This window comes from Nitrospira sp. SG-bin1 (assembly GCA_002083365.1).
Lineage (GTDB): Bacteria > Nitrospirota > Nitrospiria > Nitrospirales > Nitrospiraceae > Nitrospira_D.
Map to the genome: position 1 here is coordinate 1 of LVWS01000008.1, position 13,953 is coordinate 13,953.

General features: G+C 56.8%; 19 protein-coding genes. 2 read left to right on the forward strand and 17 right to left on the reverse strand.

Features of this window, described 5'->3' with window-relative positions; all coding sequences use genetic code 11:
• Positions 1 to 20: 20 nt before the first annotated feature.
• The 4 genes from A4E19_14415 to A4E19_14430 form a co-directional block, all read right to left on the reverse strand.
• A complete protein-coding gene (locus A4E19_14415; GenBank protein OQW36927.1) occupies positions 21 to 251 on the reverse strand; it encodes a hypothetical protein in 231 nt (76 codons plus the stop codon).
• Positions 252 to 501: 250 nt separating this feature from the next.
• A complete protein-coding gene (locus tag A4E19_14420) occupies positions 502 to 1,290 on the reverse strand; it encodes a 3-methyl-2-oxobutanoate hydroxymethyltransferase (protein ID OQW36928.1) in 789 nt (262 codons plus the stop codon).
• Positions 1,290 to 2,177 (reverse strand): 5,10-methylenetetrahydrofolate reductase, encoded by an 888-nt coding sequence (locus tag A4E19_14425; GenBank protein OQW36929.1) that lies wholly within the window; start codon positions 2,175 to 2,177, stop codon positions 1,290 to 1,292. Before A4E19_14425 ends, A4E19_14420 begins: the two co-directional genes overlap by 1 nt.
• Before the next feature lie 10 nt (positions 2,178 to 2,187).
• Positions 2,188 to 3,048 (reverse strand): bifunctional 5,10-methylene-tetrahydrofolate dehydrogenase/5,10-methylene-tetrahydrofolate cyclohydrolase, encoded by an 861-nt coding sequence (locus A4E19_14430; GenBank protein OQW36930.1) that lies wholly within the window; start codon positions 3,046 to 3,048, stop codon positions 2,188 to 2,190.
• A gap of 240 nt (positions 3,049 to 3,288) precedes the next feature.
• Between A4E19_14430 and A4E19_14435 the strand changes: the two genes are divergently transcribed.
• Together A4E19_14435 and A4E19_14440 are read left to right on the forward strand one after the other, a co-directional pair.
• A complete protein-coding gene (locus A4E19_14435) occupies positions 3,289 to 4,242 on the forward strand; it encodes a hypothetical protein (GenBank protein ID OQW36931.1) in 954 nt (317 codons plus the stop codon).
• 92 nt (positions 4,243 to 4,334) lie between these two features.
• Positions 4,335 to 4,940, forward strand: coding sequence for a hypothetical protein (locus tag A4E19_14440; GenBank protein OQW36932.1), 606 nt, complete (start codon positions 4,335 to 4,337; stop codon positions 4,938 to 4,940).
• A 71-nt stretch (positions 4,941 to 5,011) separates the two neighbouring features.
• Here the strand turns inward: A4E19_14440 and A4E19_14445 are convergent, their stop codons facing one another.
• The 13 genes from A4E19_14445 to A4E19_14505 all read right to left on the reverse strand — a co-directional run bounded on the left by A4E19_14445 (position 5,012) and on the right by A4E19_14505 (position 13,866).
• Positions 5,012 to 5,476 (reverse strand): peptidylprolyl isomerase, encoded by a 465-nt coding sequence (locus A4E19_14445; GenBank protein OQW37040.1) that lies wholly within the window; start codon positions 5,474 to 5,476, stop codon positions 5,012 to 5,014.
• 199 nt (positions 5,477 to 5,675) lie between these two features.
• Complete coding sequence (locus A4E19_14450) at positions 5,676 to 6,395, reverse strand: ribonuclease III (GenBank protein OQW36933.1); 720 nt, start codon at positions 6,393 to 6,395, stop codon at positions 5,676 to 5,678.
• Positions 6,396 to 6,408: 13 nt separating this feature from the next.
• Positions 6,409 to 7,671: a beta-ketoacyl-[acyl-carrier-protein] synthase II gene (locus A4E19_14455; protein ID OQW36934.1), complete on the reverse strand. Its 1,263-nt coding sequence runs from the start codon at positions 7,669 to 7,671 to the stop codon at positions 6,409 to 6,411.
• A 2-nt stretch (positions 7,672 to 7,673) separates the two neighbouring features.
• Positions 7,674 to 7,907, reverse strand: a complete 234-nt coding sequence (locus tag A4E19_14460) for an acyl carrier protein (protein OQW36935.1) — start codon at positions 7,905 to 7,907, stop codon at positions 7,674 to 7,676.
• 90 nt (positions 7,908 to 7,997) lie between these two features.
• The gene (locus A4E19_14465) at positions 7,998 to 8,741 is read right to left on the reverse strand and encodes a 3-oxoacyl-[acyl-carrier-protein] reductase (GenBank protein OQW36936.1); all 744 of its coding nucleotides are present in this window, start codon (positions 8,739 to 8,741) and stop codon (positions 7,998 to 8,000) included.
• 76 nt (positions 8,742 to 8,817) lie between these two features.
• Positions 8,818 to 9,753, reverse strand: coding sequence for a malonyl CoA-acyl carrier protein transacylase (locus tag A4E19_14470; GenBank protein ID OQW36937.1), 936 nt, complete (start codon positions 9,751 to 9,753; stop codon positions 8,818 to 8,820).
• 131 nt (positions 9,754 to 9,884) lie between these two features.
• Positions 9,885 to 10,859, reverse strand: a complete 975-nt coding sequence (locus tag A4E19_14475) for a 3-oxoacyl-ACP synthase (protein OQW36938.1) — start codon at positions 10,857 to 10,859, stop codon at positions 9,885 to 9,887.
• Positions 10,856 to 11,875 (reverse strand): phosphate acyltransferase, encoded by a 1,020-nt coding sequence (locus tag A4E19_14480; GenBank protein OQW36939.1) that lies wholly within the window; start codon positions 11,873 to 11,875, stop codon positions 10,856 to 10,858. Before A4E19_14480 ends, A4E19_14475 begins: the two co-directional genes overlap by 4 nt.
• A gap of 116 nt (positions 11,876 to 11,991) precedes the next feature.
• A complete protein-coding gene (locus tag A4E19_14485; protein OQW36940.1) occupies positions 11,992 to 12,177 on the reverse strand; it encodes a 50S ribosomal protein L32 in 186 nt (61 codons plus the stop codon).
• Between the two features lie 42 nt (positions 12,178 to 12,219).
• Positions 12,220 to 12,855 carry a hypothetical protein gene (locus A4E19_14490; protein ID OQW36941.1) on the reverse strand — a complete coding sequence of 212 codons (636 nt, stop codon included), beginning with the start codon at positions 12,853 to 12,855 and terminating at the stop codon, positions 12,220 to 12,222.
• Between the two features lie 5 nt (positions 12,856 to 12,860).
• Entirely contained in the window at positions 12,861 to 13,109 is a 249-nt protein-coding gene (locus A4E19_14495; GenBank protein OQW36942.1) for a 30S ribosomal protein S18, read from the reverse strand.
• A gap of 24 nt (positions 13,110 to 13,133) precedes the next feature.
• Positions 13,134 to 13,532 carry a single-stranded DNA-binding protein gene (locus A4E19_14500; GenBank protein ID OQW36943.1) on the reverse strand — a complete coding sequence of 133 codons (399 nt, stop codon included), beginning with the start codon at positions 13,530 to 13,532 and terminating at the stop codon, positions 13,134 to 13,136.
• Complete coding sequence (locus A4E19_14505) at positions 13,519 to 13,866, reverse strand: hypothetical protein (protein OQW36944.1); 348 nt, start codon at positions 13,864 to 13,866, stop codon at positions 13,519 to 13,521. The genes A4E19_14500 and A4E19_14505 overlap by 14 nt, the downstream gene beginning before the upstream one ends.
• Positions 13,867 to 13,953: the final 87 nt, after the last annotated feature.

Genomic DNA, 13,953 nt, shown 5'->3' on the forward strand with positions numbered 1-13,953 from the left:
TTCGTGTAAACATGAATTAATCAGACGTTCCTTAGATATCGCGCGGCAGGGAGCATCAGATAACCGACCAGCGCGGATCCTACGATATCCATGGCGAGGAGAGTTCGATACGGCACGTTCCTGGCCGGGAACATCCACTCCAGCGCCGTCATCCCCACCACTCTCGCCGTGAATAGCAGCGGAATGAATAGATCATGCGCCAGCACGAATTCACGAAATTCTTTGCTCAACAGCCACTCAATCCAATCCATCGGATCATTGCCCAGGAGAAAGTTCCCGAGACTCTACCAGGCAGGTGGAACCCTGTCTCCCCCGCTTTCGATGGAGCCTACACAATCCGCCATCAAGCAGGACAGTTAGGTTCCCACGCTTGTACAGGTGCGGGGGCCTCCATTGCAATGAGCAGGGTATGTCCTTTTCGCGGGGCCTTGCTCCTACCCCCCTTCACGGACGGATAACTCCGCTTGGTTAGAGGGGAATCGCTAGCGGGGAGGAGTACGCTCAATGGTAGCTTTCTGAATCCGAAGGGAACTTCCCCTGTTCGACTTCCTCTTTGTAACGACTCAGGGCTTGGAGGGTGTCGGCTTTGAGGTGTGCGTAGGTCTTCACGAATTTCGGGATGAACGCATCAAAGAGTCCAAGGAGATCATAAAGTACAAGCACTTGACCATCGCAATGAGGACCCGCTCCAATCCCAATGGTGGAAATAGAAAGTGTCTGTGTGATCTTTCTGGCCAAATCAGCGGGTATCGCTTCCAACACAAGAGCAAAAGCTCCGGCGGCTTCGATAGCCTTTGCATCTTGAAGCAGCTTGGCGGCTTGATCGTCGGCCTTGCCCTGAACCCTGTATCCGCCCAACGCATAGACCGATTGCGGTGTCATACCGAGGTGACCCATGACGGGAATTCCCACGCTAGTCATGGCTTTGATGCGATCTGCCATCACGCCGCCGCCTTCCAGCTTCACGGCTGCGGCACCTGCTTGCATCAACCGGCCCGCATTACGCAAGGCCTCCTCCGTGCTCGCCTGATAGGACAGGAACGGCATATCTGCAATGACCAGTGCTCGCTGCACCACGCCGGCGACCAGCTTGGTGTGATACAACATGTCGTCCATCGTCACCGTCAGCGTATTGGGTTTTCCCTGGACGACCATCCCAAGCGAATCCCCAACCAGTATGATCCGAATCCCGGCTTGCTCGACAATACGTGCGAACAGCGCGTCATAGGCCGTCACGACGGCGAGTTTCTTCCTCTCTCGTTTGGACTGCTGAAAATCGAGAATCGTCATCAGTCCAATTCCGCCTTGGTGATGATCTCGGTCAACCGATGCGTGGCTTTGATGGCCATGATATGCACGCCGTCGCAGTGCGGCCGAACCGCCCGGATCGTCCGGATGGCGATGTCGACTCCGACGTCTTCGGCCTTCTCGCCGGCCGCCTTGAGCTCGTCGATCATGTCTTTCGGTACCGACATGCCGGGGATGTTGGCGTTCATGAATTCCGCCATCTTCGCATTGCGCAGCAACAGGATACCCGCCAAGACCTTCACGTTGAACGGCCGCGCCTGTTTCATGAAACCGGCGAAGACATCGGGATCATAAACCGCCTGAGTCTGAAAGAATTGGGCCCCGGCTTTCACTTTTACTTCGAACTTCGCCAGCACCGGCCCGACCAGGTCGGCCTCCGGTGTGACGGCCGCACCGATCGTGAACGCCGTGGGACCGTCCAGTTTGTTGCCCGCCATGTCTTTGCCGTTATTCAACCCCTGCACGAGCTGCATCACCTGGACGGAATCGAGGTCGTAAACCGGTTTGGCATCCTTATGGTCGCCGACCGTCGGGTAATCGCCGGTAAGGCACAAGATATTCCGAATCCCCAGCATATGCGCGCCCATCAGGTCGGACTGCATGGCGATCCGATTGCGATCACGACAGGTCAACTGCATGACGGGATCGTGCCCCAATTCATAGAGCAGACGACAGACCGGAAGGGAACCGGCACGGACCACCGCGGCCGTATTGTCGGTCACATTCACGCCATGGACACGTCCGACAAGCTGCTTGGCATTCTCGAGAACGGACGAGATGTTCGTCCCTTTGGGAGGGTTGTACTCGACCGTGACTGCAAACGTCCCTCGGTTGAGAACATCGATGAGGCGCTGAGGCTCTCGACTCATGGAGGTTTCCTTATCGCACTCCCGCCGTCCGCTTGGCGGACTCCACGGTATTTTCCAGCAGCATCGCGATAGTCATCGGACCGACCCCGCCGGGGACAGGACTGATCCAACCGGCCTTTTGGCTGACCGAGTCAAAATCGACATCGCCGCACAGCTTGCCTTCAGGAGTCTTGTTGGTCCCCACATCAATGACCACCGCCCCTTCGCGCACCATGTCCGCCGTCACGAACTTCGCCTTTCCGATCGCCACGAGCAGGAGTTCCGCCTCCCGGCACACTGCGGGCAGATCTCTGGTCTTGGAATGGCAGATCGTGACCGTCGCGTTGCGCTGAAGAAGCATGAGCGCCAATGGTTTTCCGACGATATTGCTCCGTCCCAGTACCACCGCCCGTTTGCCTTCAATGGTCACGCCGGCGGATTCAATCATCTTAATGACGCCCTTAGGGGTACAGGCTTCGAATACGGGATGACCTTCCACCAGACGGCCGAAATTGTAGGGATGAAATCCGTCCGCGTCTTTGAGCGGTGAAACAGCTTCCAAAATGACCTTGCTGTCGATGTGTTTCGGCAGCGGAAGCTGAACCAGAATGCCATGGATTTTGGGGTCGGCATTCTTTTTATCAATCAACGCCAATAACTCGGCCTGTGTGGTGCCCGCCGAAAGTTTGTGGTCGTCGACATAGATCCCTGCCAGTTCGCAGGCCTTTTGCTTGTTTCGTACGTAGACATGCGACGCGGGATCGTCACCCACTAAAATGGTCGCCAGACCGGGTTGAATCGATTTCTTCGCGAAGAGGTCCGCTGATTCCTTTGCCAATCGGTCACGAACTTGTTGCGCAAGCGCTTTTCCGTCAATGAGTTGTGCGGCCACGATCTCCCTCCCCTCAACGACCAGTAAAATTGTCGCAACTTAGCAGGGGAATTTTAGGTAAGTCAACGCTCCTGGAACTTTAGAGATCATATTCGAATGGCGAGGAACGAATTGCACCACGTCATGCGTTTACTTCTTGTCCATCCTTTCTTGACAGCTTCTTCACCCCTTGGATACGATGCCCACTCACCTCAAATTAGGTACTCACCCTTGTTCTTGAATGTTTATTGCGGATTATCGTTGCTCGTGGTGCTCGTGTTCGGGTCAACCGCGCCGTCCAACGCTGCACAAATCACCGGTTTGGAATCACCGAACAGCTTCGTCGGCGACTCCTCCGGAAAAGAATATTTCATCTCCAACATCAACGGCGAACCGGACGCGAGGGACAACAACGGCTTCATCACGAAGTTGAATGCCGAAGGAAAGGTCACCGCCCTCAAGTTCATCCAAGGTGGCGTAGCGGACGTGTTGCTGCATGCCCCGAAAGGGATGGCATTGATGGGGCCTATTCTTTACATCGCCGATCTCGATCAATTGAAAGGCTTCGACAAGACGACCGGCAAACTCATCGCCGCTGTCTCGTTCCCCATATCATCCAATACACCAGTGTCACTGACCGACGTCGCAGCCTCGCCAAGCGGCATCTTGTACGTTTCCGACCAGGCGGCAAACTCAATTTACCGGATCGATCCGTCGGCCAATCATCGAGTCGACCTGTTGATCCACGATGAACGGCTCGCAGGACCATCCGGAATCGCGGTTCATCCCAGAACGAATCACGTCATCATCGTGAGCTGGCAGAAAGGAAAGATTCTGGAAATAACTCCCGGCGGTCAACTCACCGAGCTGGAATCGAACGGGTTTTTTACCGGTCGCTTCCAAAATCTGAGCGGAGTGGATTTTGATCAATGGGGCAATATGTATGTATCGGACCTCACCAAGGGCAAGATTTGGCGCATGACGCGGGATCATCGATTCCAAGTCATCGCCGAGTATCTCCCCGCTCCGGCTGATATCGGCATCGACCGTGTGAACAACCTGATTTTGGTACCCTACCACTATGATCATGCCGCGGAAATGAATGGGCTTGAGACCCCTTCCACCGGCAAGCCGAAGAGCGAGAAACGAACTTTGGCCGACTACGGATTCATTCCCCCGCCCCCCAAGTCTGAGCCGGAGGGCACCAAGAAGTGAGCGCGTGCTCTTATTGTCACCATCGAAAGGGCAAACGCCCGTGCCCTGCGCTCGAAGGATCGATCTGCAGCTCCTGCTGTGGAGAACATCGCATGACCAGGATTTCCTGCCCCAGCGATTGTATCTATCTCGATACGGGTAGTGATTACCAACAGAAACGGCTCAGTGAGCAGTTCATGCCTGTTCGACGAGACTTCTATCGGGCATTAGATGAATCGGGAGGACAGAAAGCGGTCGCGTTGTTCAACCTGATCGAAGTCGTCACCTTCAGCTATTTTGATGGACGCCGAGACGGACAGGACGCCGAGGTGATCGCGGCCCTCCAGGCCCTTCGTCGCACGCTCAGTCCCCTGCATGTTCCCGCAGCTCCCATGCCGGTGTTCGCCGAGCACCTCAGGAAGGAGTATGAAACCTTCAAGAAACAGAACCCGGAGCAGATCGCAGATTCATCGGAGGCGCCGGCAATCCTGGATCGGATCGACCGGTTCGTGTCCACTTTTTCGGGGAAGGACTTTCAGTCCAGCCGGTTTCTCGGGGGCCTGATCGGGTATGTAAAAACGCACCATCCTGAGATTGCGGCACATCTCAAGAAGAGTCATGAACCGGGACACATTGTTCTACCAGGGCAACCCCTCATGCCGCCGCCGGCATCCGAGCAGCATGTCCATGGTCCAGGCTGCGAGCACCATCACCATTAGCATTGTTGGAAACGGCCCGCGTTTCAAAGAGCTCTGGTCAACAACTGACCGGACATTTCGAGGATGTCCACCTACTCCACAATCGTGACCGTCATCTCCACACGCTCTTTAGGATTATCCCGTTCATCGCGCGGCAGGTTGACGATCTTGTCGGCGACGCCGATTCCCTTCGTGACTTCTCCGAAGACCGAATATTTGTGATCCAAGAATCGCGAGTCCTCGACGACGATGAAGAACTGAGAGCCGGCTGAATCCGGGTCGGCTGCTCTCGCCATGGAGACAATCCCGCGTTTGTGCGGAGTATCACTGAACTCCGCCTTGACGGTATGCCCTGGCCCGCCTTGGCCATAGATATCTTTCTTGAGCGTGTCCTTCGTATTGGGGTCTCCCCCTTGAATCATGAAACCGGGAATGACACGGTGAAAAATCGTCCCATTGTAAAATCCAGACTTTGCTAGTTTGATGAAATTTTCAACATGTTTCGGCGCGACATCCGGATAGAATTTGATTTCGATATCGCCGAATTTCGTTTTGATGACCGCTCGCGGCCCTTTTGGTGTGTCGTTCTTTGCACTCGGCGCCTTTTCAGCCGCTGCCACCGACTCCATTCCGGCAGTCGACACAACCATCACAGCCACCATCCCCATAAGCAAACGCCATCCGGCTTGCTTGAGCATCACCGACCTCCTCTATCGTTTCAAGACAACTGTCCATTCATCTTAGCACGGACTCGACTCATTGCTCAGCCTGCTCCAGCGCTTGTTGCGCCGCCTCCTGTTCGGCTTCCTTTTTGCTACGTCCTCGGCCAATCCCCATCACTCGGTCATTCACCCGAACTTCCACTTCAAAGAACTTTTGATGATCGGGGCCAGTTTCCCGCACAATCACATACCGAGGCAACAGTTCATACCGTTTTTGACACCATTCTTGGAAGCACGTTTTGTAATCGTCTCCCCCGGGTCTTTGGTGAGAGTCGTCGATGTGCCGCAGTTCATCGGCCAACGCCGCAATCGTGAAGGTGCGGCTCGCCTCCAAACCTCCGTCAAGATAAATGGCCGCAATGATGGCTTCCAAGGTATCCGCGAGCAGCGAGGCTTTATCCCGACCATTCGAGAGATCTTCGCCTCGACCAAGTTTCAGTCTGTCGCCGAGATCCAAGCGCCTGGCGGCATTCGCCAAGGGCGTTTCGCTCACGAGCTTGGCCTTGAGTTTTGAGAGCGCCCCTTCGCTCAACTCCGGATATCGCCTCGCAAGATGATCGCTCATAATGAGCGACAACACGGCATCCCCCAAAAATTCTAGCCGCTCATTATGTCTTCGACCGGAGTCCCGGCGTTCATTCACATATGATTTGTGTGTCAACGCCTCGGCCAAAAGGCGAGGGTTCGAAAATCGATAATTCGCTATAGAAAAAGAATCGGCGGGAGAAGAGTCGGCTGAAGAAGCCGTCGTCATCGTGACACGCGTATTATGCGTCCAGTTTCTTGAAGATCAAACAGGCGTTCACTCCACCGAATCCAAAGGAGTTCGACAACGCCGTTGTAATGGCGGCGGGCCGGGCCCGATGGGGAACATAGTCCAGATCACAAGTCGAATCCGGATGATCCAGATTGATCGTGGGAGGGAGCATACCGTGAAACAGTGCCAGAAGACTGAAGACGGCTTCGATCCCACCTGCGGCGCCGAGAAGATGCCCCGTCATGGATTTCGTTGAGCTGACGGGAATTCGATACGCCTGTTCTCCGAACACCTGTTTGATTGCTCGAGTCTCAATGGCATCGGCCATGGTCGACGTCCCGTGCGCATTGATATACCCGATCTGATCTCGGGTGATTCCCGCATCGTTCAGGGCGAGTTCCATGCAACGGACGGCTCCCTCCCCCTCTTCCGGCGGCGCCGTGATGTGGTATGCATCGCTGTTCATCCCATACCCGATGATTTCGCCGTACATTCTGGCGCCTCGCCGACGGGCATGTTCCAGTTCTTCAATCACGACGACCCCCGCGCCTTCACCCAGCACAAATCCGTTTCGGTCCTTGTCGAACGGACGGCTCGCCTTCGTCGGTTCGTCGTTTCGGAACGATAACGCTTTGGCCGCCGCGAATCCCGCCACGCCCAACGGCGTGATCGCCGCTTCAGCACCACCAGCCACCATCACATCGGCATCGCCTCGCTGAATCAGACGATAGGCATCTCCAATGCAGTGATTGCCCGTGGCGCAAGCCGTCACCGCACACGAATTGGGCCCCTTGGCTCCGATGCGAATCGCCACTTGCCCGGATGCCAAATTGATGATGGTCATGGGAATGAAAAACGGTGAGACTCGGCCGGGCCCCTTGCCTTTGAGCACATCATGGTAGTGTTCGATCGAGCCGAGTCCGCCGATCCCCGAACCGATGTACACGCCGACCTTCGTCGCTTCCTCCGGCATCACTTTCAATCCTGCGTCATCCACCGCCAAGAGGGCGGCGCCCACAGCGTAGTGGATGAACGTGTCCATCTTCTTGATCTCTTTTTTTTCGATGAACTGGGCGGGATCGAAATCCTTCACCTCGCCCGCGATTTGAGCATCATACCCCGTGGGGTCGAATCGCGTGATCCGGCCGATCCCGGATTCACCGGCGCAGATCGCTTTCCAGGTTTTCTCCACACCAGTCCCGAGCGGAGTCACGAGCCCAAGACCGGTGACCACAACACGCCGTGTTGTTTGATCGGAAATTCCTGACGGCATGCTTAGGATTTTTCCTTGATGTAGTCCAATGCCTTCCCGACGGTCAGAATCTTCTCCGCATCCTCATCGGGGATTTCGATCGAAAATTCTTCCTCCAGCGCCATGACCAGCTCGACGGTATCGAGCGAATCAGCCCCAAGGTCTTCAACGAAGGAGGCCTCCGGCGTCACCTCATCTTCTTCCACACCGAGCTGCTCAGCAATAATCTTCTTCACTCGTTCTTCAACAGTTGCCATCGCTATGACTACCTCCTTCCCCGGTATGACTCCCGCTGCACCGCCGCATGGGGATCTGTGACGGCCGTACAACCAAACCACTCGACGAACTTATACCATCAACATCCCGCCGTTCACGTGTAAGACATGGCCGGTGATGTAGGCCGCTTCCTCTGACACCAAAAACCGCACGGCCGCCGCAATATCCGCCGGCGTACCAAGCCGTCCCAACGGGATTTGTTTCAATAACGTATCTTTCACATCAGCCGGTAGTCCATGAGTCATGGCGGTGTCGATGAACCCGGGCGCCACCGCATTCACCGTGACGTTGCGGCTGGCATATTCCCGCCCGACGGTTTTTGTAAACCCGATGACCGCCGCCTTCGAGGCCGAATAATTGGCTTGACCCGCGTTCCCGATCACCCCCACGATCGAGGCGATGTTGACGATGCGACCATACCGCTGCTTGGTCATCGCCTGCAAGACCGCCTTCGTGCAGTTGAACGTCCCGTTCAGGTTGATCTGAAGCACCAGATTCCAATCCTCTTCTTTCATCCGCAACAACAAGCCGTCGCGCGTGATCCCGGCATTGTTGACCAGGATATCCACTTTCCCCCACGCCTTCAAAACTTGCTCGACCATCGCCTTGGTTTCATTGGCGTCGGCCACGTTGACCTTGATGTTCAGCGCCTTTCGCCCGAGCTTCTCGACGGAAGCGACCGTCTCCACGGAACGACCGGGATCGAGATCGGCCACGGCAATGTCCGCCCCGGCTTGCGCGAGACATTCCGCAATGGCCCGACCGATGCCTTGCGCGGCGCCGGTGACGATGGCTGTTTTTCCTTGTAGTGACATGTCAAACCTTTCGGAAGATACGTTAACAGGCAGACAGGGAATTCGTCATCTGGTTTTCTTCTGTGACCGTCACACCTTAGCTGATGGCTTTGAGCGTCGTGTCCAGCGACTTCGGATCGTTCACGTTCAACAGTCTTGCATCCGGAAGGATCCGCTTGATCAAGCCAGTCAAGACAGTACCAGGGCCGATTTCTACGAACGTCGTCACTCCCATCCTTCCCATTGTCCGCACGGTATCTTCCCACAATACCGAAGAAGGCAGCTGACGAACCAACGACGCTTGAATCTCCGCTGCCCGGCTGATCGCCTTCGCCTCGGCGTTATTCACCAGCGGGGCACTGAGGTCCGACCACCGAACCGCGGCTAAATCCTTGGCCAATCGATCGGCCGCCGGCTGCATCAACGGGGTATGGACCGGGACACTGACCGGCAAAGGGATCGCCTTTTTACAGCCTTGTGCTTTGGCCAATTCAATCGCCCGTTCCACCGCCGCCTTGTCGCCGGCAATAACAATCTGCCCGGGCGAGTTGAAGTTTGCGGCTGCGACGACTCCGACGGACGACGCCTTGTGACACACATCTTTGACCGCCTCGGCGGTGAGACCCAATAACGCCGCCACAAGACCGGTTCCCGTGACCACGGCCTCGGACATGTAGCGTCCCCGCTTTTGCACCAGCTCTACGGCATCACGAAAGGACAGACCGCCCGCCGCAACCAGCGCCGAATACTCACCCAAACTATGGCCCGCCACCGCCACCGGCTTGATCCCGATCGGCTCGAACAGTTTGAAGGCAGCCACACTGCTCACGAGTAAGGCCGGCTGGGTGAACTCCGTGCGATTGAGTCGATCAGCCGGTCCCGTGAAGCACAACTCGGCGATATCATACCCCAAGACCGCGGATGCCTCATCATAGAGGGCTTTCAATGGGGGATGTGCGTCATAGAGCGACTTCCCCATCCCGACCAACTGCGAACCCTGTCCTGGAAAAACCAGCCCGATTCCTCGCGTCATGGGGCGTTAGATATCTTCGAAATACCGTGCAAAGTCAACGAGAAAAGTTGTCACAAGCCGCCTCCTTCCCACGATGAGGAAAAGATGGTGGGTCATCTCTGCATAGTGTTGCAAGTCCAACGTGGTCATTCTTACCATCGGATGACCGCAGACGCCCAGGTTAATCCTGCCCCAAATGCCCCGAGCATCACCAACGAGCCCCTTTTGATACGACCCTCGCGAACCGCTTCGTCCAACGCAATGGGAATGGATGCGGCCGACGTATTCCCGTAACGATCGAGGTTCAGGAGCACCTTTTCAATCGGAAGACCCAGCCGCTCGATGACCGCCCTCAAAATTCGCACGTTGGCTTGGTGCGGCACATAGAGATCCACATCCTCTACCCTCAAATTGTTGGCTGACAGGGTCGTACGGGCAATCTCCTCCAGAGTGCGAACCGCAACTTTAAAAGTCTCGTTTCCTTTCATCTTGATGTACTGCTGACGCTCGGTAAGCATTTTTTCGGACGGCGGAGTTCGTGAGCCTCCCCCCGGCACCATGATCAGTTCACACAGCGTTCCGTCGGAGCGAAGATGCGTCGAGAGAATCCCTCGCGCTCCATCGCTGGCACTGACGACCACCGCCCCCGCCCCGTCCCCGAACAACACGCAGGTGTTCCGGTCGGTCCAATCGGTAATGGCGGACATCACCTCTGATCCGATCACCAGGACATGGCGCATCCCGCTTTTCACATAGGCATCCGCCACCGAAAGCGCGTAGACGAATCCACAGCAGGCGGCCGAAAGGTCGCACGCCGCGGCTCTGGTCGCGCCGAGTTGATGCTGGACGAGACAGGCTGTCGCGGGGAGAGGATAATCTCCCGTACAGGTGGCGACCAAAATCATGTCGAGCTCGGCGGCCGCCAGGCCCGCCGCCGTCAACGCCCGCCTCCCGGCCTGAACCGCCAAATCCGAACAAGCTTCTCCGGCGGCCGCGATGCGCCGCTCACGGATGCCCGTCCGTTCTCGAATCCATTCGTCGGACGTGGCGACCATCCGCTCGAGATCCGCATTCGTCAGGACCCTGGCCGGTGCATAGGAGCCGGTTCCGGCGATACAAGCCTTCATGTCTCTATGTCCACCGGTGGACGGGAACGACTTTCTTCAATATCTCGCTGAATCAGCTCTCGCACGCCGCCCTCCGCCATGCCTTTTGCCCGCCGGATCGCGTTTTTGATGGCCTTGGCCGACGACCGGCCATGACAGATCATCGTGATCCCATTGACCCCCAGCAGCGGGGCCCCGCCGAATTCCGCATAGTCGATTTTTCGCTTCAAATTCATGAGAGGCCCCGCGATCAAGGGGTACGCGAGGCGGCCGAGGAAGTGACCCGAGATTTCCTTCAACAGCAGTCGCTTGATCATTTCGGCCACACCTTCGGAAATCTTCAATGCGACGTTGCCGATAAATCCATCGCAGACCACGATATCGGCAATGCCGCTGTACACATCGCGCCCCTCGACATTCCCGACAAAGTTCATCGAACTGCCTTTGAGGAGCTTGAAGGCCTCTTTCGTGACTTCATTGCCCTTGCTGTCTTCTTCGCCGATGCTCAGAAGGCCGATACGGGGGTTCGGTTTGCCGAGCAAATGCTTCCCGTACTCATGGCCCATCACGGCGAACTGCTCGAGATGTTTGGCGGTGCAATCGACGTTGGCCCCCACATCGAGCATGATCGCTTCCCCGCTCAACGTCGGGAGACTGGTGGCAATGGCGGGCCTCTCCACTCCTTTTATCAGTCCCAACACGAAGAACGACGCCACCATGCTCGCCCCGGTGTTACCGGGGCTCACGACCGCGTCGGCCTGGCCGTTTTTCACCAACTCGGTCGCAACCCAAATCGACGAGTCCCGCTTTTTCCGGGCGACGGCGGCCGGCGACTCGTGCATTTCGACGACCTGGGACGCATGCCGAATGGTGAGGCGGGAATCGTGACCGGACTGACGCGCACACTCCTGTTTCAGAACGGTCTCGTCGCCGACGAGAATGACCTCGACATCGAATGTCTTCACCGCTTGCAAAGCGCCCTCGACACAGGGCGCGGGGCCATGGTCGCCCCCCACCGCGTCGAGCGCGATCTTCATGCGAGATGGTGTACTCACGGATGGTGCCGGAAAGACTGGCTGAACACGCGTCGCCCCCCGGGCTCACGTCAGACGGGCTGGAACACTCACGCAACGGACCGATGCGGACAATCTGCTCACGCCTCTTCGACTTGAATGACCGCCTTGCCCTTGTAAGTCCCACAGTTCAAACAAGTGTAATGCGGCAACTTCAATTCGTGGCACTGCGGACACACCGCCATCCCCGGCGGGGTCATCCGCAGTTTTTGGGTACGACGCTTGTCGCGTCTCGCCCGTGAATGTTTATGTTTGGGATTGGGCATGATGACTCCTTCTTCTGTTCGATTCGGACCACCGGTCAGCGCTTACCGATCCCTCAGCTTTTCTTTCATGGTCCGCAACACCTGAAACGGGCCTCCCATCGGTTCTTCGCCGCAACGACAGGGACCTTCATTCAAATCTTTGCCGCAGCGGGCACAGAGGCCGAGACATTCCTCGGAGCACAGCGGGTGCATGGGGGATGCGAGAATCAATTGTTCACGCAACATCGGCGCCAGCTCGAGATGATCACCCGTAAAGTAGTACAGGTCGTCGTTCTGTTCTTCCTCTCCCTCTTGGGGCGTCGTGGGTTTCTTCTTCCGCACATCGTCTCGTTTCGCGACCGCGGTCGCTTTCGTTTCCCGTTCATAGACCACACGCAGCGAAAACGCCAGAGGGTCGTCAAAATTCTTGAGGCACCGCACGCATTGCCGGATCGCCGTTCCTTCCACGACTCCGGTCACATAGATGGTCCGTTCAATCGCTCGAAGGTCCAACCCGACCGCGACGGTTCCGCGAATGGACACATCCGTATCCGTCAGTCCCAACTCTTCTCCCGTGAGGTCTCCCGATACCGACAGGCCCTCCGTCGTGATGTCCGCGATTTTCGGTGTCAATACATCCATGGTCATCCTCGACAGCGTGCTGCTGCCCCACTGCCATGCATCAAAGTCGCCGATCACGTTCGTTATCGCTCCTCGGCAAAGCTGATGATGGCGATATGCCGAGCCCGCTTGACCGCCACCGTCAGTTCACGCTGGTGACGCATGCAATTCCCGGAAATACGGCGCGGAACGATCCTGCCTCGTTCCGTCAAAAAATTCCGAAGAAGCCCGACGTCTTTGAAGTCGATCGGGGCCTTTTCCAGGCAGAATCTGCAGGGACGCCTTCGCTGGAATAATCGTCCCCCGCCACGTTCGTTGTCGCTTCGGTCCATGACTGCCTCCTCATCCTCGTACCATTAACTTTCTTCGCCGAATTCATAACCGGGTTCATCGTGCATCGGAGGTTCCGCACCCGTTCCTCCGTCTTGACGCTTGGGCATGAACGTCACAGTCTGCGCGACCACTTCATGTTTACTACGCTTTTGACCGTCTTCCGTTTCCCATCGCCGTTGCTGTAGCCGGCCCTCGACGATCGCGCCGTTTCCCTTGCTGAGGTACTGCCCGCAATGCTCCGCCTGCTTGCCGAACACCACGATGTCGACAAAGCACACTTCTTCCTTCAAGTCATCGCCCTGCTTAAACCGGCGGCTCACCGCCAAACCGAAACTCGCCACCGGGGTCCCGCTCGGCGTATACCGGAGTTCGGGGTTCCGGGTGAGATTCCCCATGAGGATGACCTTGTTAAATCCGGCCACCGTCTGACTCCTGTGCCGAGGCTTCCACCGGGCGCCGCTCCACCAAGGGTTTCTCGTGATGGACCGTCAGAAACTTGATGATATTGTCTTCCAATCGGTAGGCTCGTTCCAGCTCACCGACCGTGTTGTTGGGCGCCTTGAAATAGAAATAGGCATAGGTGCCCTTCCGCTCGCGACGCACTTCGTAAGCAAGCTTTTTCTTCCCTAAATTTTCAGCCTTGATGAACTGCGCGCCGGTCTTGTCGGCGACACTTTTCATCTTGTCGATGAGCGCCTTGGTCTCCTCATCGGAGACGGACGGACGAATGATAAACAGAGACTCGTAGAGCTCCATGCAGCGATCCTCCTGGACAAAGGCCCCCGAACCGGTCGGGAGCGAGGTGTAGGGCGCCTCTCGGGCGCAAAGACAGCGGACCCTAGC

Coding starts and splice junctions, on each gene's coding strand:
- A4E19_14460 (OQW36935.1), bottom strand. CDS start 7,907: ATGGCAACTGTTGAAGAACGAGTGAAGAAGATTATTGCTGAGCAGCTC.
- A4E19_14425 (OQW36929.1), bottom strand. CDS start 2,177: ATGAGTCGAGAGCCTCAGCGCCTCATCGATGTTCTCAACCGAGGGACG.
- A4E19_14440 (OQW36932.1), top strand. CDS start 4,335: ATGACCAGGATTTCCTGCCCCAGCGATTGTATCTATCTCGATACGGGT.
- A4E19_14505 (OQW36944.1), bottom strand. CDS start 13,866: ATGGAGCTCTACGAGTCTCTGTTTATCATTCGTCCGTCCGTCTCCGAT.
- A4E19_14475 (OQW36938.1), bottom strand. CDS start 10,859: ATGAAGGCTTGTATCGCCGGAACCGGCTCCTATGCACCGGCCAGGGTC.
- A4E19_14455 (OQW36934.1), bottom strand. CDS start 7,671: ATGCCGTCAGGAATTTCCGATCAAACAACACGGCGTGTTGTGGTCACC.
- A4E19_14420 (OQW36928.1), bottom strand. CDS start 1,290: ATGACGATTCTCGATTTTCAGCAGTCCAAACGAGAGAGGAAGAAACTC.
- A4E19_14495 (OQW36942.1), bottom strand. CDS start 13,109: ATGGACCGAAGCGACAACGAACGTGGCGGGGGACGATTATTCCAGCGA.
- A4E19_14450 (OQW36933.1), bottom strand. CDS start 6,395: ATGACGACGGCTTCTTCAGCCGACTCTTCTCCCGCCGATTCTTTTTCT.
- A4E19_14470 (OQW36937.1), bottom strand. CDS start 9,753: ATGACGCGAGGAATCGGGCTGGTTTTTCCAGGACAGGGTTCGCAGTTG.
- A4E19_14465 (OQW36936.1), bottom strand. CDS start 8,741: ATGTCACTACAAGGAAAAACAGCCATCGTCACCGGCGCCGCGCAAGGC.
- A4E19_14415 (OQW36927.1), bottom strand. CDS start 251: ATGGATTGGATTGAGTGGCTGTTGAGCAAAGAATTTCGTGAATTCGTG.
- A4E19_14485 (OQW36940.1), bottom strand. CDS start 12,177: ATGCCCAATCCCAAACATAAACATTCACGGGCGAGACGCGACAAGCGT.
- A4E19_14480 (OQW36939.1), bottom strand. CDS start 11,875: ATGAAGATCGCGCTCGACGCGGTGGGGGGCGACCATGGCCCCGCGCCC.